The following is a 24,726-nucleotide window of genomic DNA, read 5'->3' on the forward strand; positions in this document are numbered from 1 at the left end:
CATTTTCTCCAACCTTTAATTCCATTGCATCTCATTAAGTGCAATGAAACATACTGAACTTGCTCTAACACGGTAAGAGGTTTTAATGACAATAATTCAACTTAAACGCGAAGTGATCTGTTTTGCTGGCGATTCTGGAGATGGTATCCAATTACTTGGAGAACGCTTTTCAGACAACTCGTCGAAACAAGGAAACGATGTCATGACGTTACCTGATTATCCAGCAGAGATACGGGCTCCGGCAGGAACCACATCTGGAGTATCGGCTTTTCAGATGCAATTTGCCTCAACAGAGATTTATACTCCTGGCGACGATTTTTCAGTCTTAATCGCTCTGAATGCCGCTGCATTAAAAACCAAAATCTCACAACTCGTTGAAGGCGGTTTGGTGCTTATTGATCTCGATGGTTTTAATAAAAAAAACCTTGAGCTTGCTGGCTATGAATCGAACCCATTGAGCGATGGTAGCCTCGCAAATTACCGAGTGATTAGTGACAGTTTTACGCGTTTAACCGTCCAATCTCTTTCTGAGTTAAACATAGCGCCAAAAGTAGTGAAGCGAAGCAAAAACTTTTTTATGCTGGGTATCGTTTTATGGATTTACAGCCGTCCGCTAGAACCGACCATTGAATGGCTAAATAATAAATTCGCTGACAATCCGCAAGCGAGAGAGGCAAATACTTTAGCCATAAAGTCAGGATTTAATTATGCCGAAACAACCGAAGTATTCAGCGACTGTTTTCAGGTTGCTCCCGTAGCAGATAAAGCTGGCTTGTATCGTACTGTTTCAGGGAACGAAGCATTATCGCTTGGGTTAATATGCGCAGCAGAAAAACTCCAACGCCAGCTATTTTTGGGCTCTTACCCCATAACACCCGCCTCAGATATTCTACACACACTATCAACCTATCAACACTTTGGGGTCACGACATTCCAAGCAGAAGATGAGATTGCAGCTGCTTGTTCAGCTTTAGGTGCATCTTATGCTGGCGGTTTAGGAGTCACATCAACGTCTGGCCCTGGATTATGTTTGAAAGCAGAGACCATTAACCTTGCCGTGATGGCGGAGTTGCCAATGGTTGTTATCAACGTACAACGTGGAGGCCCCTCAACTGGCCTACCGACTAAAACAGAGCAATCAGACTTGCTTTTGTCTTTGTATGGTAGAAATGGGGATTCACCACTCTCAGTGTTGGCTCCTGCCTCTCCTGCAGACTGCTTTGACATGGCAATCGAGGCCTGTCGAATTGCTACTACATTTATGACGCCAGTGATCTTATTGAGTGACGGCTACTTAGCAAACGGCTCCGAATCTTGGCTCGTGCCCAACCCTGATGAGATTAAGCTCACTGCCGAGGCAACAAAAGCAAACATAAGCCCGTTTTATCCCTATGCCCGTGATGACGTGTATTACAGCAGAGAGTGGGTCACGCCTGGAACAAAAGAGAAAATGCACCGCATTGGAGGGTTGGAAAAGCAAGCGATTACAGGCAACCCTTCTCATGATCCTGAAAACCACCAGCGCATGACTGATGAAAGAGCAAAAAAAATAAATAACATCTGCCATTTCATCCCTAAACAAACGCTAACAGGCAGTACTCAAGACTCACTGCTAGTGCTAAGTTGGGGAGGCACGCAAGGTTCTGTGTCGACCGCAATTGAGCATCTGAGAAAGCAAGGCGCATCGGTTGCCCACGCCCATATTAAGTATCTAAACCCGTTTCCAATCAATTTGGAAGAGATCATTAGCCAATTCAAGCATGTGCTTGTTTTTGAGTTGAATAACCAACAACTCGTCAAAGTGATTCGCTCACAATATGCCATTTCGGCACGCTCCGTAACCCAAGTTAAGGGGTTACCATTCAAAGTTCACGAGGTCATTGAGTCTATCAACCACCACCTGAAGGAAATTAAAAATGACGACTAAGGTACTCAACCGCAAAGATTTCGCTTCTGATGTTGAAGTCAAATGGTGTCGAGGCTGTGGTGATTTTAACGTATTAAAAACGATGCAGTCCGTTCTAGCACGACTAGGTCGAACTAAAGAGAACACCGTATTCATCTCAGGGATCGGCTGCTCATCTCGTTTTCCTTATTATCTCGATACTTATGGATTTCATACGATTCACGGCCGTGCCCCTGCCATCGCTACTGGTGTAAAAGCTAGCAATCCAGAGTTAGATGTTTGGGTCGTAACCGGCGATGGTGACGCACTGAGTATTGGCGGAAATCACTTTATTCACGCGATTCGACGCAACCAAGACATTAAAATTTTGCTTTTTAATAATGCTGTCTACGGACTTACCAAAGGCCAATTTTCTCCGACAAGCGAACAGGGCTTCATTTCTAAGTCGAGCCCTGAAGGCTCTCCCGATCAAGCGCTTAAACCTCTGGCATTAGCAGCATCCGCAGGTGCTACGTTCATAGCACGAACATCAGACAATGATCCTACACACATGACGATGGTGTTAGAGGCTGCTGCCGCGCATTCGGGCACTGCTGTAGTTGAAATCCTGCAAAACTGCGTCATTTTTAACGATAAAGTGCACGAACCTTACAACGGCCCAGCTAATAGAAGCGAACATCTACTTTATCTCTCAGATAATGAACCGTTATTGTTTGGTAAAACACACTCAAAAGCGTTGATCAATAAAGGGTTTGGCTTCGAGATTGTCGAATCAGAGGCCCCGAACCTTTTGCTCCACTCCAGTCAATGCGAGGAGTCATACTATGCTTATGCGCTTGCTAACTTGAGCTATCCAGACTTTCCCGTACCCGTGGGCGTTTTTCGTTCAGTGACTCGACCTACTTTTGATCAGGTCATTCAACATCAAAAACACCAAGCAACTCTAAAATATGGTCAAGGCGACTTAACCGAATTGCTCAAACAAAACAGTTATGAGCGTCTCTGCTAACACTTGAAAGAGCCAACTATTGAGGTAACCTTTCCTGCAAAGATGAAACTAAAAGGTTTCCGATTCTAGTTGGCGACTTGCTGAATGATGAGTTGATAAGGAAGTGTGGTGGTTGCAGATATCCATCACACTAAAAAGAGGCTCTATAATGAGCCTCTTCTGTTTTTTAAAATAGTGACATCGTCACTCTACTGAATGATTTCTATCGTATTCAGCGCTTGCCTTTTTCAGCCCTTCTAAATCGTCTGAACATAACAATCTCTTCAGGCTGTCGATTTTCTTATCAGGCCAATCATATATCCTAAGGGCGAGCAGTTCGTCTATCGTCTCGCGAGAAAAGCGATATTTGACATGCTTAGCTGGTGAGCCTGCAACCATGCTGTAAGGCTCAACATCTTTCGTCACCACGCTGTTTGCCGCAACGATTGCTCCTTCTCCGATAGTCACACCCGGCATTATCATGGATCGCATACCGAGCCAGGCGCCATCGCCAATGTGAGTATCTCCTTTCCCGACATACGCTTCTTCAATAAAGTCCATAAATGGGTACAAGGAGAACCAATCAGCTCTATGTGTACTATTTCCCCCCATAACAATCACAACTTCCGCTGCAATACAGACAAAGTCACCTATATGTAACTTATCAATCTTCCATTTTGGTTCCCAATCTCGGCTGAACTCATCGCCTTGTAGATACCTTACAACGGACTCCTCAAAACCGGCGTCCCAACAATCACTGTAATAACTATGTTTACCTTTAATCGTTATATTTGGATTCGTAACAACTTCATGTAGCAAAGTCACCTTAGACCAATGCTTAGTTTTCATGAATACTCCTATAAATACTATCGAATAAAACAATGCAGATAGTATTTATCTAAATAAGCGCTAATAATTACGTAGTGCCTATTACCACTAAAGTTTATTTCACCACCGAGCTAATAATATTGTAAGCAGCCTCTACTCTTTCTGCATTAGGGTAGTTTTTATTCGCCAGAATCACTATGCCTATTTTTTCAGAGGGTACATATGCGATATATGCCCCAAAGCCACCTGTTGAGCCCGTTTTGTTATACCAAACGTCGCGACCGAGAGTACCGGATACACTTGCTTGAACCGGTTTAGCGTTGAGAATTACGTCGCTGGAGTTCCCCTTCAATAATTGCGAAAGTGAAACGGGGTAATCATAACCTTCCCACCCTACGGCTTGCGTAAACGTGTCGGTATCAAAATACTTAGTATGAGTTCGCTCTAGCGCATTTTCTATATCAGTATTAAGTTGCGCTTGACCCATATTTGCTTCGATATATTGAAGCATATCTAAGCTTGTTGATTTAATACCATAGGCTTGTGCATCAAGAATACCTGGATTAACTCTAACGGGTTTTCCCTCAGAACTATAACCAAAAGCATAGTTGTTAAGCTTATCCTTTGGTACATCGACAAAGGTATTGGTCATACCGAGCTCAGGTAGGATGACGGTTTCCATCATTTCCGTATAGTCTGACTTCATACTCAAGGCACCGATGTAGCCAAATAGACCAATACTAGGGTTTGAGTACTTCCTCTTAGTACCGGCTTCGTACTCCGGTTGCCACGTTTTGTAGTACTGCATCATTTCAGCGTCGTTCGTTACTTCGCTAGGAAATTGCAATGGTAGACCACCCGCAGTGTAGGTGGCGACATGAACTAGCTTGGTATTACCCAGAGCACTATTCTCTAATTCTGGAATATAATCCTTGACCTTGTCACCCATGTCTAGCTTACCTTTTTCTTGGGCATAACCAGTCAAAGTAGCGGCAAAAGTTTTACTGATAGAGCCGAGTTCAAAAATTGTGTCGTTGGTGACTAAACTCCCCTTACTTTCGTCAGCCAAACCGTAATTATAAAAATAACGTTTACCATCAATCGTTACTGCAACAGCCAAACCCGGAATGTCGTATTCGTTCATTAATCCTTTAGCGCATTCATCAACTACGCTCTTTAATTGACTGCTAACCGTTAACTCCGTTTTCGCAAACGTGACGAAAGAAGTGAGCGATAAAATGGCTACCAAGGCATTGTTTAACTTCATTGAACCCTCAATTTTTAATTTTCACTTATAATTAATTTCTAGTTTATTCCAAGGCTTTTAACTTTTTATATAAAAGTAATCCTGACTTGAAGAACTCCAATCGTTAACCCTCGATGAATAACACTGTGTCTTCAAATTTTTAGCGCGATATAAACAGGTTTAAACCTGATCACCGTTGATAGGTAGGCCGATTAGATACGAATGTGAGTAACATCCGTTTGCAAAATGGGGAAATAGTGTACTCAAATGCGCTTTTTCCATACCAAGATAACGGTATACTAGGCAGATATACTTGGTATATACAGATCCACATCCTCACAACGCTTTAGAACCACTTTTCAACGTCTACAGAGAAAACGATGCCATTTTCACTACACTTCGAAACTGGAAAAGTCACCAGCCAACAGCTTTATTCCGAGATATACCAAGGGATATTAGAAGGCAGATTACGATCAAATGAGAGATTACCGTCGACTCGCATGTTGTCAAAAAAGTTAGGCATAGCAAGAAACACTGTCATTTCGGTGTATGAGCGACTTCAGTTCGAGGGGTGGATAGTAAAAAAGGCAGGGTCTGGCACGTACGTAAGTAATGCTCTAGAGCAAACGGTGAATCAAGATAAGAGACCAATAAAACACTACCAACTAGGGGTGTTTGGCACTAACGCAGCGAAGAAGCCAGAGATCATCGCACCAAAGAATCTAGACTATGACTTCACTTTAGGCGTTCCTGATCATCAGAGAATAGCAAAGCATATTTGGCGACACTCAAGACTGAGTAGGCTCAATGCATTAACTCCAGAGTTTGCACATGGTGGTGATTTGCAAGGACTAGCTTGTTTACGAGAGTCTATCTGCGAGTATGTAAGACATTCGAGAGGCGTAATCTGTGATCCTGAAGACATCATCATTACGCAAGGGGGCCAGCAGGCAATAATGACGACTCTCCTTACATTACTCTCTCCCGGGGATCTCGTGTCGACGGAAGATCCAGGATATCCTGTTTTTCGAAATCAAGCTCGATTGCTTGGCGCGCAAATAGGCACCGTGCCGATGGACGACCAAGGCGTTGTCGTTGAATCAATCCCTTCTAATACCAAAATTATTTATACAACGCCTAGTCATCAGTTCCCTTTAGGCTTTAGCTACTCAGTTGAAAGGAAGTTAGAACTGCTGAGATGGGCAGAAGTTAATAACGCAATCATTATCGAAGATGATTATGATGCGGAATATCACTATCTCAATACCAGTAAGCAAGCTCTCAAGTCACAAGACAAAAATGACTGCGTCATTATGGTAGGCAGTTTCTCTAAAATACTATTTCCCGGCATACGCATTGGCTATATGATTCCACCAAAGTCTTTAATAGAGCCAATTTCAAATATGTTATGGCACTTGGGAAGAAGTACATCTGTAGTGTCTCAAATCCTACTTGACGAATTCATGCGTGACGGTCATTTGTCTCACCATTTACTCAATATGAATAAAATCTATAGCGAAAGGTACCATAAACTCACTCAATTAATTGACAACATAGATTGCTTACAACGTATTCCAAGCCAAGGTGGATTGCATATAGCAGCTGAAGTATCGGGATGCGCGACACAAATGATGAATAAACTTGCTTCATCAAATGTAGCGGTTTACCCATCATCGCATTTTTCTATCAACAATCATTCTAATGCCCTCTTATTTGGGTTTGGCATTATCCCTACCCAAAAAATAGAAAAAGCGTTTAATACTATTCAATCAGTATTAGATTAAACCGAGATAGTAGCAAGCATCTCATCCTAAAGCAGATATAAAATTGCCTCTTCAAAAAATGTCATAAACTTAAAAAGCAATAGATTTATGAAGAGGCAATATCAAATTATCGTCTTGATAGGTATCAATTTATCGTCGTGTTATCACCAGCAGAGTCAGAGCAACTGCGAGCTTGGAACGCTTTTCAACTCAATAAGGGTTCACTACGAATTGTGTCGCTCTAACCCGCTTGTTTTGCTTCAGCCCCCAAACTATATTTCTTCGACTGTAAACGTACTAGGTTCAAAGTAAAGCGACGTATCACGCTGACATTTTCAGCGCCACCAGCAACCCTATTACGTAAATCATCTTCTTTTAAGTTCACATCTAGTATCCAATGAACCTTATTTTTCTAATATCGAACGGATAGTAAGTTCTGCTTAACACTCTATCAATCACTATCTTTCCCTAGATGTTAAAGAAGAGAAGACTTCAAGATAATTAAGGATTTGTCATGGACTATTGCTCTACATAATAAAGAGCACAATCACGATATTAATCTCCAGTGATTTACCATACCGCTTCATGAGCAATTGGGATATAAATTATCGAAAAATACCAAACCATAAGTTAATACGCTGCTAACGGCTCAAAAAAATAACGAAGTTGTAGCGCAATTATATCAACATCATTTTCATGTAAAAAATAACGAGCGCCTTGGACACCGATCTCCCAATTATCTGAGAGGTTGTAGCCAACTTCTGCACCAATATATCCATCAAAACCATCCACTTCCGTCGTTATCTTGCTGCCTTGATACGTACTTTCAATATCGGTATCCCAGAACAAGCCCCCTAAACTCAGTTTTGCGGACCATGAATTGTATTGCCAGAACTTATAACCGATGTCGAAGCCTATGCCCTTAACAAGGAGTGGTGCTATAAATGCGACACTGGTGTGATAGTCTTCTGGTGAAGTAGTCGCACTACGCAATGTTGCACTACCTTCACCCATATCTATATAACGAATAGTTCCTGACCATTGCTCAGAAAAAGTATATCCAAACCCGATAGAGCGGTAGAGCCCGGTGTTGTCAGTAGAAATTACGTTATCACCTTTAACAGCATCACGCTCATCTGCATGGCTTGACCCCATTTGAACATCAACATACCAACCCGCTTGACTACTAAAACTAAACACAGCAATTAGTGCTAGAGCACTGTTTCTTCCATAACGTTGCATGGCTCCTAACAAAATCAAAAGCATCAACACTATGCTACCCAATGATCCTGCTGAAGTATTTTCAACCTTTACATCTCTTACCAACTTAACTGTCACTATAACTTTCCCTGTGTCTTGCAGGCCTTGACTATCTTGAATGATATATGTCAACACATCATTGCCTTCAAACCCTGAGGTAGGGGTATAGGTCACGCTCTGATCTGCATTCATGACCACCTGCCCATACTGCGCTTGGACTGAAACCAACTTCAATGTGTCGTTATCCGGATCGGTATCGTTAGCAAGGACATAAACCGTGACAGGGGTACGATCATCGGTGGTAATATTATCGTCCACCGCATTCGGATTCTGACTGTTTACCACATTCACCGTCACCTTCGCCGATCCCGTTCCACCATTACCATCCGTTACGCTATAAGTGATCAAAGCCTCCCCGTAGTACTGTGGTTGAGTGACATAACTTAGTTTGTTATCAACCACACTAACACTACCAATATCTACAGAAGCGCGACTTACCTTCAGCCCATCACCATCAGCATCGGTATCATTGCTCAATACATCGAGCGTCACCGTACCATTGAGACTAACAAACGCATTGTCGTCAATCGCTTGAGGGAGTGCATTATTGTTTACACGAGCGGCAACGACGCCAGGGTCAACGACACTTCCATTAGCCAATCCATCATCATCGTTCGGACCACCGTCTTCAATGGTAAGTTGTACACACCAGTCACCTTCAGTCAGACCCTGTGACCATGAACTGTGCCCTGGTGGCGGACAATAACCAGCCTCGCCAGCACTAGAAGAAACTGTGTTTTGAGCATCCTCAATAAAGTCTATCCACCCCTGTTCAGCGTTATACTTTCGGTACACTGCATTTGCTGGAACAGGTAAACGCTGAGGCAAAACTAATTGATAGCTTTGGCCGGGCAGCGGCAAATTAGTTACTACAAAATCAAAGATTCCCCCGATGCTCTTCATGTTGATATCTTTAGGAAGCTCCTCATCTAGCAATAAAGCTCCTCCTGTTGTGTTAGTCAGAATGGTTATTCCTTTGCGTAAACAGACACCTGGCTGCCCCTCAATGAGGAAGCGATCTTTTTCTGACACAACCTGTTGAATTACGTTACAGTCAGAAATTGCATCAAGATAGTCAGGAATGCCATCACCATCACTATCATTATGACCTTCTTGATCATCCGGGATTAAGTCGCCATCACTATCTTCACTTCCGAGCTCCGCCAATGTTTGTACCACTTCTAAATAGACATTCCGTGTCACTGATAATGGCGGAGTGCCATTGTCAGTAACTGTCAATTGCAAATTGTAAATCGCTGAACTCAGTAATTGCGGAGAGAAAGTCAATGTTTCGCTGTACATCTGCCCCGCAATCGCTTGGTTAAGTACATCGCTATCACTACTCCATCTGAAACTGTGTATATCGGACATATTTGCATCATTAACACTGCTTGTGATTGTGACCGGTTCAACACCATTTTCAATTTGGCTCCGCTGCTCCCCCGCCTGAGATACACTTACCGAGACCTTCGGAGCCACATTCTCTTCAAAGATTGTCAAGGTGTAACGACGCTTACTACCTAGATTAAGGGTGCTGTCCAAATCAATCACTAAGGTTTCAACGCCTTCACTTTGTCCATCATTAAGTAGTTCGAACGAAAGTTTGCCTTCGGTACCACTAGTTATCACCACTTCGCCAGAGGTGAGTGTGTGGTCATCACTGTCTGTGCTTCCTGAAACCGTGTAAGGTACGACTACTGGGTAACTCGGCGAAAGGCCGTTAAGGTGTATCGTTACGCTATGGTTGGTGCCTTCCGTGGTTTGCGCATCTTTGGAGATACTTATCAGTGGATACACTGTTACCGTTTGACTAGCCTCAGCGACGTTTCCATCAGAGTCTTGAGTACGCCAATAGACCGTATTAGTCCCAGGTCGGAAGAAGGTCGTGCTGTCGACCAATGAAACAGGTAATAGCTTGCCTGTACTATCTCGGGCCACGGCAGAGCCTAATGCAACTTTAGTAAAGAGCGAAGTTGCTTTCACTTCAATATCTGAAGGTGCGGTTATTGTTGGTGCGTCCAATTTCGCACTTTTAATTGTCACGATTGCTTTCGCGGTGGCCTTTCCTCCATTACCATCTTTCACACTGTATTGCACTGTCACTGTACCAATTGAGGTCGTTACCAATTGGATTTGACTGCCCACAATTGTTGCCGTTCCAGATGTAGGTTTAACCCATTCCAGTTGTAATGTGTCTAGATCAATATCGCTGTCGTTGCTGAGTACATCCAATAAGTAGCTACCATCGTTACTCTCGGTAAAGGCATAGGTATCATTAACTGCCATTGGTTCATCATTGACGTTGATTACCGTGATGCTAAACGCTGCTAGAGAAGCGCTTAGCTCACCGTCAGAGACACTAATAACAATATTATTGGTGCTGCCAACATGCTCATTTTCCGGCGTACCACTTAGCAACCCAGTAGCTCTATCAAAGGTTGCCCATGATGGTTTATTGCGGATTGAAAAGCTCAAGCTACTACTATCAACATCCGATGCCTGCAGCGCAAAGCGATACGTACTGCCTTCGTTGACAGTAAGAGCAGGAGTGCCACTGATCACTGGCGCGTCATTGACATTGTTAACCACAATACTGAATCTATTGAGCATTGTGGTCGTGAGACCATCAGAAACCGAGATAACAATGCCCTGATATTTGCCAACATCACCATTATCTGGTGTACCACTGAGCGTGCCTGTTGATGCATCAAAGCTAGCCCAAGATGGCTTGTTCACGATACTGAAGGTAAAGGCTTGGCTGTCAACATCTGACACTTTTGGCATGAACAGATAGGTACTGTCTTCATTCACTTGTGTTGCTGGTGAGCCAGAGATAACAGGTGCATCATTCACGTTATTCACAGTAATCGAAAACGCTGACAATGAGGAAGAAATAGTACCATCGGATACGCTAATCACGATATCTGGATAAGTACCCACATCACTGTTACTTGGCGTGCCAGAAAGTGCTCCTGTTGTCTTGTCAAATGTAGCCCAAGGTGGCTTGTTAGCTATCAAGTAGGTCAGAGTATCCGCTGGGTCATTGTCCAATGCCGCGGGCACAAACTGATACACACTATCTTCATCCACTTGCGTTGATGGGGTACCCGTAATCACTGGCGAGTCATTAACGTTATTCACCGTGATAGTCACTAACGCCACTCCAGAGGTAAGTTCTCCGTCACTTACGCTGTAAGTGAAACTGTCCTGACCAAAGAAGTTACTGTTACCCGTATAAACCGCGTGATTGCCTGTGACGGTAACATTACCGTTGACTGGCGATTTTACAATTTGATAGCTCAAAGATGAGCCTTCTGCATCGTTACCATTTAAAGTAATGGTCAGCGGTATCTCTTCCTCTCCCGTAGCACTGATATCGGTCGCGGTTGGTGTATCGTTGACTGGATTAACCGTCAAATCGACACGAACCTCTGTCGAGTCTAGATCACCGTCGTTGACCTTGAACAAGAAGAAGTCGGAGCCATTGAAGTTCGCTTCTGGCGTATAGCGCCAACCATTATTGGTCAACTGCTCTAGCACGCCATGATTGACTTGCTCAGTGATAAGATACTGCAGAGTGTCATCATCGTTATCAATATCTGAACCAACCAGCGTGATCACCAAACTATTGTCTTCATCAAGCGTTTGTGACTGTGCTTGCGCCATTGGTGCGTCGTTGACTGGTGTTACCGTCATGGTCACTGTTGCGACGTTAGATACAGCACCTGCTAAGTCTGCCACCGTATAGGTGAAGCTGTCTTCACCGAAGTAGTTCTCATTGGGGTTGTAAACAATCGCTCCTGACGCCGTCACGTTCACACTGCCATATGCTGGCGTATCGACGACTGTGACACTAGTGAGTTCAAACCTGTCTCCAGCATCGGCATCACTATCATTGCCTAATACGTTGACCTCGAAGGAGCCTCCCTCTAGTAGTTGTGCACTATTATCAACAGCAACGGGGGCATCATTCACTGGCATAATATTGAGCGTGACGGTTGCTGGCACGGAGACTGCTTGACCACTATCGGTTAACGTGTAGGTAAAGCTATGTTGACCATTAACGTTCGCTGTTGGCACAATCTTTAAGGTCCCATCGGCATTGACACTGACCTTGGCAAAACTGTATCCCCCCTCTCCTTGACCAAGATCTTGTAGGGTAATACTACTCGCGGTGAATGACCCATCTTCAATATCACTGTCGTTACTTAAAACATCGAGTGTCGATGTGACATCTTCATCAAAGGTAAAACTGTCTGCCTCCGCCACTGGTGAGTCATTGACGGAACCGATATTGACGCTGACCGTGGCCGCAAGAGAAACGCCGCCTTCACTGTCTGCGATCGTGTAAGTAAAACTGTCGCTACCATTTTCATTCGCATTCGGCGTATATACAAAAGTGCCTACAGTTTGATCAATGGCGACTTGTCCTTTTTGAGGCAAACTAACTAACGCTAAATCACCCGTTGGGATGCCATCTTCAACATCCTTCGCTTGACTACGCGCGGTGACTGCTGCGCTTGCGGTATCTTCGTCAGTGTTAATGGTCAGCGCTTTCGCGACTGGCGCATCATTTATAGCCATGATAGTGACGGTTACTGTCGCGTCTTGTGACTCCTGTAACAGGGCATCTTTCACGGTATAGGTAAAGCTATCCGTGCCTGTCTCATTACTATTTGGCGTATAGGTAACAACGCCGTTGCTGATCGACACCTGACCTTTAATTGGTTGCGTTTTAACCGTTGCAGAAGAAGCGACCATGTCATCATTAATATCGGAATCGTTGGCTAACAGATCAAATTGCTTCGCCGTATCTTCCTCAGTCGAGAAGCTATCATCAACTGCCGTTGGCGCGACATCGTAGCGTTTAGTCACCGTATCCGTCACTGCATCAGATGCATTGCCTGCGGCATCGGTTACCACCACGCTTACTGTCAGCGTCCCCTCTTGCAAACCAGTGACGTCAATGCCCGTTACTTGCATGGTCTCCGAGGAGATTGTTTGACTAGCGCCGTCAATGGTCGTGGTACCGTCGGTCACGCGATAAGTGAACATCGCGTTCACTTCAGCTGCTGCGAAGGTAAAGCTCATCGCTTGTTCGTTGGTTTTGTTAATGCTCTCCTGATCAATGCTGATGCTATGTCCAGTGGGGATCCCCGTATCCACTGAAATCAACAACTGAGTCGCTGCAGTATTGAGGTTGCCAGCTGCATCGCTAAATTGCTCTGCTGCAACATCAATAGTTGCATCCTCAGTGCTTTCTTCTGCTGGTGTAAAGGTAGCCGTGTAACTGGCGCCACTGCCCGCAAAGTTAGAAAGAGTTCCGCCAGCAACGGTCACATCGGCTTCGGCAAAATCAGTTGCGGCTTCACTCAAGGTAAACATGAGTGTTGCCGTTTCACCCGCTTTCAGCGCAGCACTGGAGCTAGTGATACTGACGGTTGGAAGCACAGTATCGACGCTGATGGAAAGTGGTGTTGCTGCACTATTGCTGTTACCAGAGGCATCGGTAAATGTGTCGGTGGCAACATCAATGGTGCCGCTCGCCACACTCTCTTCCGTTGGTGTAAAGGTCGCCGTGTAACTGCTACCGCTGCCCGCAAAGTTGGACAAACTGCCGCCAGTGACGGTGACATCTGACTCAGCAAAGTCACTTGATGACTCACTTAAGGTGAACGTGATACTCGCCGTTTCGCCAGAGATCAAATCGAGGTCTGAACTGCTCAAAGAAACAGTTGGCTGCACGTTATCTAACGTAAATGTTTTGCTAGCTGCACTGGAGGTGTTGCCCGCAGCATCGCTCTGGCTAGCCGCGACCGTCAGGGTGCCGTTGTTAAACGCACTTACATCAAGCTCACTGCCGCTCAACGTCCAGTTGCCTGAGTTGTCGGCCGTCACCGTACGACTGGCATAATTGCTGTAGTCCGTGATGGTCACGGTCACGCTATTGCCTGCTTCCGCGCCGGAGCCAGCAATCAGCACGTCGTTGTCTTCTGCCGCATTGACGATGCCATCAGTTTCAATCGGCGTGGTGATGGTCACAGCTGATGGTGCGGCGTTATCCAGGGTAATGCTCTGGGTGGCGGCGGTGGAAGTATTACCTGCTATATCTGCTTGGGTTGCAGACACCGTCAGGGTGCCGTTGTTAAACGCACTTACATCAAGCTCGCTGCCGCTCAACGTCCAGTTGCCTGAGTTGTCGGCCGTCACCGTACGACTGACAAAGCTGTTATTGTCCGTGATGGTCACGGTCACGCTGTTGCCTGCTTCCGCGCCGGAACCGGCAATCAGCACATCATTATCTTCCGCTGCATTGACAATACCATCGGTTTCAATCGGCGTGGTGATGGTCACTGCTGATGGGCCAGCATTGTCCAGGGTAATGCTCTGTGTGGCTGCGGTGGAGATATTACCTGCTATATCAGCTTGGGTTGCAGACACCGTCAGGGTACCATTGTTCAAGCCACTGATATCCAGCTCGCTGCCGCTTAATGTCCAGTTGCCTGAGTTGTCGGCCGTCACCGTACGACTGACAGAGCTGTTATTGTCTGTGATAGTCACGGTCACGCTGTTACCTGCTTCCGCGCCGGAGCCAGCGATCAGCACATCGTTGTCTTCTGCAGCGTTGACGATACTATCAGCCTCAATCGGCGTGGTAATGCTCACTACGGATGGTGCTACTGTATCAATGGTGACACTTAACGCGTTGGATGCCGAGCTAACATTATCATCGCTATCAGACGCTTTAGCACTTATTGCATGTGTAATACCAGACGCCAACTCATTGGTTGTTATCTGCCAGTTTCCTCCAGTAGCAGTGCCTGTGCCAATAACCGTTGCACCTCCACCGACTTGATCACTGTATAAAGTAACGATCGATCCACTCTCGGAAATCCCACTAAACGTTGGAGTAGTGTCACTGGTAATATTATCAGTATTTAATGATCCGGTATCCGAACTAGCATCTAAATCGGGTGTAGATGGCGCATTTGGCGTGGTATCGACCGTAGTAAAGTTAAATGTGGCATCATCGCTGATCCCAGCAAAGCTATTATTTGCGGTGTCAGCCACGGCACTAGATTCAATATGAATGGCGTAAGTCCGGTTTCCTATCAGATCACTGGTTGGGTTTAAGTAAACTTTATCGTTGGTAACACTGATGCGGCCAGCGCCTGGTGAAGTTGTTGTGCCATCGCTTTCGGTGGCAACATTAAATACTTCAAAATCGCGACTGTCTGTAACATTACGAATGGTAATATTGCCGCTCTTCAGCTCAATATTCTCATCAAAGGCAATCTCGATGTTGTTGCTAACAGAAACATTGGTTGCATCATCAGTGGGGGTTGAGCTCGCACTGACAAAAGTAGGCGCGGTTGAGTCTGAAACCGCAGCGTCATCAATCTTGATACTTTTGATAAGATAACGAGAGTCAGCACCCGGACTTCGGGTAAACGCCATAGTCACTGTATCAACGTCCTGCCATGCAGAATCAGTAAAGTCTGTACCACGGGTCAGGGTAAACAAATCCTGTAACCCTGAGTTTGCTTCACCACCTTTTGGCAAGGTGACAGTTTCGGTCACTGTTTGAGTATCATTAGAGAAGCCAGTTAATACAAGTTGATACGTTTTATCTGAGTCTCGGGCCGACCCCTGCATAAAGGTAATTTCGTCGAAACTGAAGTTAGTACTTGATCGCTCAAAAAAGCGGAAGCCACGATTGTTGAACTCATTAATCATGGTATTTGAGAAAAAAACACCAGCTACAAACCCGAGGTCATTTAGGCCAGTAAACGGAGTGCTATCAGTGCTATTGCCGGCATCTAATACCATAGACACAGCACCTGCACTGGTAAGAGTGACCGAGGGCATACCCCCAGTGACACCTGTCTCCACCTCACTAAAATTGGAACCTGAACCATTAGAGTAGTTAATCGTTTGCTGTGCGGCCCAGACTTCACCGGAAAAAAACGCTGAGGACACCCATGCTGTTGTAATTGCGATCGCTACCTGACGACGTAATCTCATTTTCCTCTCCTGAATATGACGGCCTTATCAACATAGCCGGGTTATCATAATCAACTTAAATATTTAATTTTTTATAGGAAAGGATTAGCGAAAGTTTCAGCCAATTCTTTCTTGGTTGATTAGCTGCACGGTGGGTATACTCCCGCAGTGGCAATTAACCAATTAATCGGCAATACCGGGCTCAAAATATTAAGTGGCTCTGAACCGCCTGTTTCAGTCACAGTTACAGTACCTCCTTCCGAGCCACCACCAGACACACTTAAGCCTTCGATCTCAGTCAAATCTGGTTGCTGAAACGTCGGTTTATAGAACCCGGGGGTAGAGTTTTGCGCTATATACGAATTACTTTCGGGTACCTGCGTATTTGCAGCATTGGTAGCAACCTGCATCCTGCCTGTTACAGGTGCAGCAGTGCCAAGAGGGGTAAAAATTGCCGTATGTAAGTGTGCTGGCATTTGGATTATATCAATAGTTACCAGTTCAGTACCCAATCTTTCTCCCTGATGATAATCCATCCCCCAGGTCGTGTGCCTACACCAACTGGACTGCGGCCACGCAAATCAGGTAAACCAAAGGTAGTTCGGGCGTCACCTCCGTATAGAGTGCTAACTAGAGAGAAGAGTGCTGGATTATCTTCAATTGCCTGCATTTGCCCCGAGCACATTGCCCAATTTCTAATTGCAAAATTGCCGCCAAATGCGGTTAGTGTCCCAAGATACGGTTCTGTAGCCATACTGTTCTTCCTTTTAACGTATACACTTAAGTTAAAACCAACCCATAACGTAATTGGTGTGGTTGGTTAAAACTTTCCAATCTCGCATTACTAAATACCGTTACGGGCTTCATTAATGCCGCAAAGAGCCGTATTGATATATTTCTTTACTCGCAGGCTGAAGCGTGCTGAAGCAATGACATCCCAGCGTCCAGCCCAGATGTGGAAATGTACTGTCGGGTCAGTTCCTCTTGAGTGAGTTTAGCCAGAGAAAGAGATTGGCAAGCGTTGCCATACATGCTCTGAAAGGCTTGCACCAGTGTTAGGTGCTCAACTTTCGTCTCCTTCAATACGAGCTCAACTGCCGCAGCGAAACTCTCTTTCAGTTGCCGTTGGCGTTCAGCCGTGCTGAGTTGGTTTTGGAGCATAGCCTCAAGTTGAGTCCGTAATGAGTACTTAAGCAGCTCATCCATTTCGGGTTCAGCAAAACCAAACTGTTGAGTTTGTTGCTGCACTTCTTCAACACCGACCGTCTCACGAGATTGAGGACGTTGCTGATAGAATTCTATAGGTGAGCCCTTTTGCATAATTCATGAACCTCAATTGCCGCTGTAGCAGTTGTTAATGATGTAAACACGCCTGTACTTGAGAAAAACATACGCCATAAGCTCGGCGTTATAATATCTGAGCTCACGGCTCTAATTTCATAAACCGTACTGACAAAATTGGGCAGCAAAATTGAGATAAAAACAGTTCCAATTCTGGAAATTCAGAGAGTAGTAAATAGTTAGGGTAATAGGCCTTTCGATAGGATTCTTCTAAAGCAAGCGCTTGCCAATCCCCTCTATAACAAGATCGTTTGACATGTGGCAGCCACGCAGTCACCTTGATAGAGGTAAGCGCGGCATTAAAGTGTGGTGTAATATGAAATCCTTTTAACAGGCAGAAAAAGCCAATATCCATTGTATAAAGCCAACTATTTATAATATTGAAATTAAAATTATTTTTATCGGAAGTTATTTAGAAAGTGCCGATATTTAATTTATAGACTAGAAAAACCTAACTCGCCAGAATAGGAATAAAAAAAACACTAAAAATAAGATTATCAATTTATATCTCTAAAATTAAAGAGTTTAATTGTTAAAGTTCAATGCAGTCCAATATAAGTTGAAGGTGTGCAATCTTTTAAAAGATATACACTTAAAGATATTTCAAAAAACTTATTAAGAAAAACATGAATTCACAACAATAATTATCAAAATTATTAATAACAAAAACACCACTAATACAACAATGAATTGAGGTAGTTTGAAGATTAAAATGCCCATTTCATTTTCGTATATAACATTTTAACTACTAGTATTATATGTAGTGAAATAAGATAAATTTATTCACTCAACATATCCAATCGATTCAGGTTTACTGGGAAAAGCTATACGTTACAACGGAGTGAAATATGGCAAATAGGGATGGAAGAATTCCACTCAACGTATTACGACTCAAAGAACTGAGAAAGAAATTAGGACTGAGCCAAGAAAGACTGGCGGAAGAATGCTTTCAACAGGGTTTTGTCGTATCTATTGCTTCCATAAAGCGAGCAGAGTCTGGGGCGAATGTGCTGTATCGTACCGCATCCAATCTCGCGGAATACTTTTCTGTCCCCGTAGAGGACCTCTTAATAGATCGCGCCTCAGAACCATTACTTACAAATGTGTCTTCATCACCACCATATTTTTTTATTTTTGCAATCGAAGCAAAGTGTGATTTGACCGTAAAGACTCTGCAAACATTACTTTTCAGCCAAAACACTACACCCATAATACAAAACCGGACGTTTGTTCTTACTTGGTCTATACAGGAATCGGACGAATATGTTTTTGAACGAATTCGACAACTAGCCCTTCAATTACAGGTTGCTCTTTCGGCTTCGATTCGGTCTTTTATCAATGTGAAATACAAGCATCGAGTCACTGAGCTATCGGAACATCCGAATGCGATAACCCCAATCAATGAAATCCTAGTTAAAATCCCTTGGGGAGAAATAGCTGCTTGTCCTTGCTTTATCTCGTCCAATTGTGCCAGACCAATAAAACCGTTTCTAACAGGAGAGCCAGACTTCAACAACTGGCATCTTGTATCCTTACACCAAAGCCATACTGACTGTTTTGTAGGGCGTAAACTTGAACTAGAAACATTAAATAGCGGAATCAAGCGATGGCAAAAACAAGAAGCAGGCCAAACGTATTGTATTACTGGTACCGCAGGGATAGGAAAGACCAGCCTACTCAACCAGGTCATTGCGTCTTTGAATCGATCCTCGTGTTTAACCACAGAGATTCAAATCCTGAATCATGGTAGTGCTGATCTCTTGTCCCCTCAAAATATATTCACTCGGGCAATTTGTTCATTTACTCGTGAAGATACCGATGATTCTATTCGTCAGCAAACTGTCGAGTCATCAATTCCGTCTTCTTTCCACCTCTGCCTTTATTGGTTAATGGGGGTAGCACTCAACGAATCAGAAAAGCAGTTGCTGAACTTAATGGAGTTCCAAACGCTGAAACAAACGATAGAGCAATCTATCCCTTTCTTAATTCAACAACGGCAGACCAGCAAACCGCATTTGATAATTGTTGAAGATGTCCATTGGGCCGACGAGGTAATGTTGGCATTTCTTGAGACACTGCTACCTCATATTACAAACACCAATATTTTGCTCTTTCTGACGTTTAGGCAGCAAAAACGACTTAGTTCCAAACAATCTTGGTTTACCAACGTGAATCTAATCGAACTTAGGGAGTTATCATCTGAAGAGTCTTACGAGTTAGCTTGCTCAATCACATGCCAACAGAATGAACATATCAATGACTGTATAAAGCTTGCGAAAGGCCATCCTTTATACTTGCGCCAAACACTGCTTTGCTCTCAGTTTGATAAAGACGTTCCGGAGTCATTGGAGCATTTAGTTTCGATACAATTAGCTCAACTTCCAGCCCAAGATCGCCAAGCACTCTGTACTGCCTCTGTGTTGGGGCAGTGCTTTCAACTGGAGCAACTGCGTGAAATCACTCGAATTCCCGGCTACGTACCAGATAAGTTAGTCGACGCTGGCTTAGTAAAACTCAATGGCGATCAATACCTTTTCCATCATGATTTGATTTGCAATGCTGTTTTCCGTCAAATAGACAAGTCACAGTGTTCAAAAATACACATGGCCTGTGCAAAATGGTATGAGAACCGAGATCGATTCTTATATGCCGTCCATATTAATCATGCCAAGGTCGAAGGTGTATTTACTGTTCTTGAACAGACCGCCAAACATTACCTGAGTAATTATCAGTTTGAAAAAGCACTGACACTTATTGAGTACGCTATTAAAGAGTCACCTAAAGAACAGATGGCGTATGCACTAAATATGAAAGGAAACTGCCTGTATTCGATGGGACGCATCAAAGAGAGTATTGAGGTCCTTGAGCAAGCGATTCATCACACAGAAAATGATCCTGAACGTGTTCAATACTATTTAGACCTCATTAACCCCTATCGCTTAACCGACAACTTTGTACAAGCGATGTCGATTTTAGACCAGGCCCAAGTCCTGTGCGAAAGGCTGACGTTAAATAAATCTTTGTGTGAAATTCACTCGATGAGAGGTAATATGCTGTTCCCTACTGGGCAGCTAGACGAATGTGAGAAAGAACATTTGCTTGCATTAGATTACAGTCAACGAGCAAACTGTTTTCGCGCGAAAGCGAAATCGCTTGGCGGCCTCGGTGATTGTGCCTACGCACAAGGGAAAATGGCCCGCTCATACGAGCACTTAACCGAGTGTTTGCAGCTGTGTGAAGAGCATCAGTTGCTTTCGATTGAAACTGCCAATCGCTACATGCTGGCAACAGTGATGATCTATCAACTGCAATCTGACGAAGCACTAAAACAGGCTCAGCATGCCTCGAATCTTGCCTATCTCACGGCAAACCGCCGAGCAGAAATTGTTTCCAGGCTTACGGCAGCATGGATCTTTCTCGACCGTAATGTATTGGTGCAAGCTGAAAACGAAATCTCGACCGCTCTGCAACTTTCAAAACAGCTTAATGCTCATCGATTTGTCGCTTTTCTTTTGGAGTCCAGTGCAAGATTGCACTGGTATCAGGGAAAAGAGGAGAAAGCCCTTTCGGACATCGACACGGCTCTAGATCTTGTTCATATCAATAAGCTACACAATTTTATTGGTCCTTGGCTCGTATCTACCAAGGCACTTGTTTGTGGCGATGAATCAACGGCCCTCTCCGCTTTGCGCACTGGTGAGGCTTGGCTAGAATCTACCTGTGTTGGTCATAACTATTTACGCTTTTACCAACAAGGAATCCAAGTAGCGTGGCAGTATAAGCAGCCTACGCTACTTCGAAAATATCGCGATAAGCTTGCTAACTTCACCCGAGAAGATCCGCATCCATGGGGTGATTTTTATATTGAACAAGCGAATCTGATGCTTGCCTTACTCGACCAGTCCAGCTCCGTCTCTGAGTTGTTAAACTTCAATCAGGCCGCGCGTAAGCATCAACTGAACCAGGCTCAAATAAGTGTTGATGAGCTCGACCATTGGCTCTTCACATCTACTCAACCATGAAATATTCAATAAACGAAGAAAGTCGACTAATTGCACTGTCAAATCATCTTGTTTGCTCGATTTACCTCGTCAAACACAGATATTCGAAACCATCGAATATCTGTGTTTTGGCACAGTGTCATCGCTGATTAGATTTATGCTGGCGCATGCTCACTTTGCTCCACCTTAAAGTTTTCGATGCTAGGAACATGCTCAGGTAAAAGTAGAGTAACGCGTTGATTTGCTACTTCAACCCATTTACCTGAACTATTTTTATATCGATAGAATGCCACGCCTGACTTCCAATCATCATTAAGTAGGATGTTGAGCGTTACGTTGTGAAGATCTGCTCCTAGAGGAGCAATGCCTAGGTAAGGCTGGTAGCCCTGCAACGTCACCATGATATGACAATCACGCATCGTGCATTGATAGTTGAAACTGCCATTGAGATCAGACACCACATTTAACGGTGGGTTAATGGCCTGGAAGATATGTCCTTTACCCACTATTGATTTGTCTTCGCTGGCCACGAGTAGATTAACATCGAAGTTCACTCCTCCAGGTAAGCCGTTACCAATTTGATAATGAGCAGTAAAAATTGCTTGTGATTCTTTTGATTCCATTTTCATTGTGTTCTCCAACTGAATTTATTGTCGTTAGTGACCCATTCAATGTAGATAACACGTCATTTAAGTTCAGTATCACTTTAGGCTCAGATCTACTTGACTACATAAATTATCTACGGTCACGCAGATGCCGCTCGTTCTTTTCATCAACCAGATATTATTGCTCTCTCGCTGATGCTTTTGGCGATTTGTACAGAACAACTGATACCAAACTGATATGGCGAACATATGCATTCGAGTTAATATTTAAACAACTATTCAATACATAAGCCAAATGGAAAAAATAATGGAACAAGAATGGATGCAGGGAACTAAAGAAAACCAAGTGGTAGAACAGCACCCTAACCCTCAAATACAACGCCTCGCTGTACTTAACGCGTACTCAATCTCAATCAATAATGCCAAACTGTTTATTCAGAAAATGGATAAATGCGGTTTTCCTAAAGAGCGACTACTGACACCTCTTGAAAACACGGTTTCACCGGTTCCCGGTTTGAACCAATATCAAGTCGAGTCACTCATCTTCAACACTCGCTATCAACACCAACCCTTTGTCATTGTCATGTGCGAAAGTACGCAAGAAGTTCAGCAAGCCTATCTAACAGCAACTCGATTCAGTCTCCCGATTCGTGTTCGCTCAGGAGGGCATGATCACGCAGGTGAATGCAGTGGTGACAACGTTATTTTGATTGACGTGAGCAGAATTAAGACCTTTCAATTGTGTGAAAATATTGCCACCATTGGTGCTGGCTATCGCTTCTATCAACTGACACCAAAACTTGCAGAGCATGATCGAATGATTGCACATGGAACCTGTGCCACAGTTGGGTTGACTGGCTATATTCAAGGCGGAGGATGGGGCCCTTGGACGCGAAAATACGGCATGTGTTGTGAGCACCTAGTGAGTGCAACCGTGGTATTGGGTGATGGTACGATCACAGAAGTCTCAGCAGAGTCCAACCCTCACCTATTTTGGGCACTAAGAGGCGGCGGAGGCATGAGTTATGGCATTGTTACCGAGCTACGCGTAAAAACATTCCCTTTACCCAAAGAGATCCACCGCTTCGAGCTTCAGTGGAACCTCTATCCAAAAATCAACGGTATGCTTCAGCCAATACCAACGCACCCTACCATAGATGTGCTAAAAAATTGGGAGCAGGCTATAAAAAGCCTCGATACGCCTAAACTTCTTGGCACCAACTTGCAAATTGATGCTCTGCCTGAATCATCTAACCACTGTGATCTCGAAACCATCAGCCATCACTGCACTATGTACGGTTACTGGGAAGGAACAGTGCAAGATCTTGACCAATTTATAGCCGTTCAATTTAGCGCCTGCTCCCCTGATTTAGTTCAAGTCTATGAAGCACATGGTACTGATTTTGACGGGAAGAAATACGATCACTCCCTGATGAGCACATGGGGGCGCGATTCTTTGTGTCAAAGCGGTTCTCCTTTCCCTCCAGATTATGACGCCCCAGCACCTCACAAAATCACTTCGCGATTGGTGTCAGAGCGAGGTCTTAAAGCAGAAGGCTATACTGCACTTTTGCAAAGCTTAACTTCGCCTTTGATAAAGCCAGAAAACCGCGATCAAGGGCTATTTAGTTACGTAACCTTAGGTGCGATCACTGGTGGCTTTTATCATCACTCAGACGACCTTGAAGACATATCTTTCCCCTACCGCCAGTGTCAATATACAGTCCAATACCAAACTTGGTGGAATGAAGAGATAAAGCAAAAACTAGAACTACAAAATAACCCAGTACTTGTTGATGTAAACAGAGCCATGGACTGGATTGATAAAGCCAGAGAAGCTGATATACCGGGAACCTATGGTGCCTTCATCAGCTTTAAAGATCCGGCAATTCCGACAAGCGTTTATTTTGATCGAAGCTACCGCGACTTAATCGGTATAAAAGAAAAATACGCTAAGGATAAGTTTAATCATCTTAGAACTAATAAGACCATCATTTAACATCAATATGCATCTTAAAAAGCATATATTTACAGACCGTCATTTGGCCGTTCTATCACGTATAGAAATTAAAAAAGAGGAAAAATCATGGCAACTAAGGGGGCATTTTACGTTAAAAATAACTCCAGAGATAGAATCACCGGATATGTGAGATTTAAAGACTCTCCGGAAATGGAAGTCCGTTTCGACTTGAATACTGGCGAACAATCTGAATCTGCTAGTTTTGAATCCGGTGCCGCTACCCATGACTCCTGGTACTACAGTTTCAAAAAGGCAGGTGAAACCTATACTGGGGACAAGTCCTGTGCATACTATGCAAAAGGCGAAAATAAAGGCCCCGTCGCTGTGGAAATCTTTAATGATAATTTAAAAATATCTCCACCACTTAGCGGTTCTTGTGAGAAAACTTTATAGCCGCTTACCCGATTCATCACTTCGCCCGAGACAGTTGCACAACTTCTCGGGCAGTTTCATTTCTCGGTATTTGGATTGAAAACCCTCCCCATTTTCAATCACAATCTGAAATTGTTAACTTTATGTTCTCACTTTATATCACCACTGCAAGATAATCGAATCAATACAAATCACTTTTAAAATCAACTTTAAATCTAGAGTAACCAAGATTGAAAAAATAAATATATTATTGAGTTCTAAGATCAAAGAGTTTTACTTAATACATCACTTTTTATTTTAACTCTATCAACTGATACTAAACTGCTACTGAC

At 43.9% G+C, this 24,726-nt stretch carries 14 protein-coding genes; 6 read left to right on the top strand and 8 right to left on the bottom strand.

The window, feature by feature from the left end; genetic code table 11:
* Positions 1-85 precede the first annotated feature (85 nt).
* Positions 86-1,927, top strand: a complete 1,842-nt coding sequence (locus VEA_RS17320) for a 2-oxoacid:acceptor oxidoreductase subunit alpha (protein ID WP_006741108.1) — start codon at positions 86-88, stop codon at positions 1,925-1,927.
* Entirely contained in the window at positions 1,917-2,915 is a 999-nt protein-coding gene (locus VEA_RS17325) for a 2-oxoacid:ferredoxin oxidoreductase subunit beta (protein ID WP_006741109.1), read from the top strand. The genes VEA_RS17320 and VEA_RS17325 overlap by 11 nt, the downstream gene beginning before the upstream one ends.
* 183 nt (positions 2,916-3,098) lie before the next feature.
* Here the strand turns inward: VEA_RS17325 and VEA_RS17330 are convergent, their stop codons facing one another.
* Positions 3,099-3,743, bottom strand: a complete 645-nt coding sequence (locus VEA_RS17330; protein WP_006741110.1) for a CatB-related O-acetyltransferase — start codon at positions 3,741-3,743, stop codon at positions 3,099-3,101.
* 94 nt (positions 3,744-3,837) lie between these two features.
* A complete protein-coding gene (ampC, locus tag VEA_RS17335) occupies positions 3,838-4,989 on the bottom strand; it encodes a class C beta-lactamase (protein WP_006741111.1) in 1,152 nt (383 codons plus the stop codon).
* 359 nt (positions 4,990-5,348) lie between these two features.
* Here ampC and pdxR point away from each other — a divergent pair, with 359 nt between their 5' ends.
* Positions 5,349-6,752 (top strand): MocR-like pyridoxine biosynthesis transcription factor PdxR, encoded by a 1,404-nt coding sequence (gene pdxR / locus VEA_RS17340; RefSeq protein WP_006741112.1) that lies wholly within the window; start codon positions 5,349-5,351, stop codon positions 6,750-6,752.
* Positions 6,753-6,972: 220 nt separating this feature from the next.
* On the opposite strand, the gene VEA_RS24485 is transcribed toward pdxR, so the two are convergent.
* From VEA_RS24485 to VEA_RS17355, 5 genes are all read right to left on the bottom strand, one after another.
* Positions 6,973-7,116, bottom strand: coding sequence for a hypothetical protein (locus VEA_RS24485; protein ID WP_006741113.1), 144 nt, complete (start codon positions 7,114-7,116; stop codon positions 6,973-6,975).
* 245 nt (positions 7,117-7,361) lie between these two features.
* Positions 7,362-16,076, bottom strand: coding sequence for an Ig-like domain-containing protein (locus VEA_RS17345; protein WP_230198164.1), 8,715 nt, complete (start codon positions 16,074-16,076; stop codon positions 7,362-7,364).
* 119 nt (positions 16,077-16,195) lie between these two features.
* On the bottom strand, positions 16,196-16,567 hold the full coding sequence (locus tag VEA_RS24570; protein WP_230198165.1) for a hypothetical protein: 372 nt from the start codon (positions 16,565-16,567) through the stop codon (positions 16,196-16,198).
* Positions 16,549-16,809, bottom strand: a complete 261-nt coding sequence (locus VEA_RS24575; protein ID WP_230198166.1) for a phage tail protein — start codon at positions 16,807-16,809, stop codon at positions 16,549-16,551. Before VEA_RS24575 ends, VEA_RS24570 begins: the two co-directional genes overlap by 19 nt.
* 146 nt (positions 16,810-16,955) lie before the next feature.
* Positions 16,956-17,375, bottom strand: coding sequence for a hypothetical protein (locus tag VEA_RS17355; protein WP_006741115.1), 420 nt, complete (start codon positions 17,373-17,375; stop codon positions 16,956-16,958).
* 1,361 nt (positions 17,376-18,736) lie between these two features.
* Between VEA_RS17355 and VEA_RS17360 the strand changes: the two genes are divergently transcribed.
* On the top strand, positions 18,737-21,418 hold the full coding sequence (locus tag VEA_RS17360) for an ATP-binding protein (protein ID WP_230198167.1): 2,682 nt from the start codon (positions 18,737-18,739) through the stop codon (positions 21,416-21,418).
* Positions 21,419-21,552: 134 nt separating this feature from the next.
* On the opposite strand, the gene VEA_RS17365 is transcribed toward VEA_RS17360, so the two are convergent.
* Complete coding sequence (locus tag VEA_RS17365) at positions 21,553-22,026, bottom strand: DUF1842 domain-containing protein (protein WP_006741117.1); 474 nt, start codon at positions 22,024-22,026, stop codon at positions 21,553-21,555.
* A 283-nt stretch (positions 22,027-22,309) separates the two neighbouring features.
* On the opposite strand from VEA_RS17365, the gene VEA_RS17370 reads away from it, so the two are divergent.
* Positions 22,310-24,001, top strand: coding sequence for an FAD-binding oxidoreductase (locus VEA_RS17370; protein WP_006741118.1), 1,692 nt, complete (start codon positions 22,310-22,312; stop codon positions 23,999-24,001).
* An 87-nt stretch (positions 24,002-24,088) separates the two neighbouring features.
* Complete coding sequence (locus tag VEA_RS17375) at positions 24,089-24,415, top strand: hypothetical protein (RefSeq protein ID WP_041853081.1); 327 nt, start codon at positions 24,089-24,091, stop codon at positions 24,413-24,415.
* Positions 24,416-24,726: the final 311 nt, after the last annotated feature.

Source organism: Vibrio antiquarius, from assembly GCF_000024825.1.
Lineage (GTDB): Bacteria > Pseudomonadota > Gammaproteobacteria > Enterobacterales > Vibrionaceae > Vibrio > Vibrio diabolicus.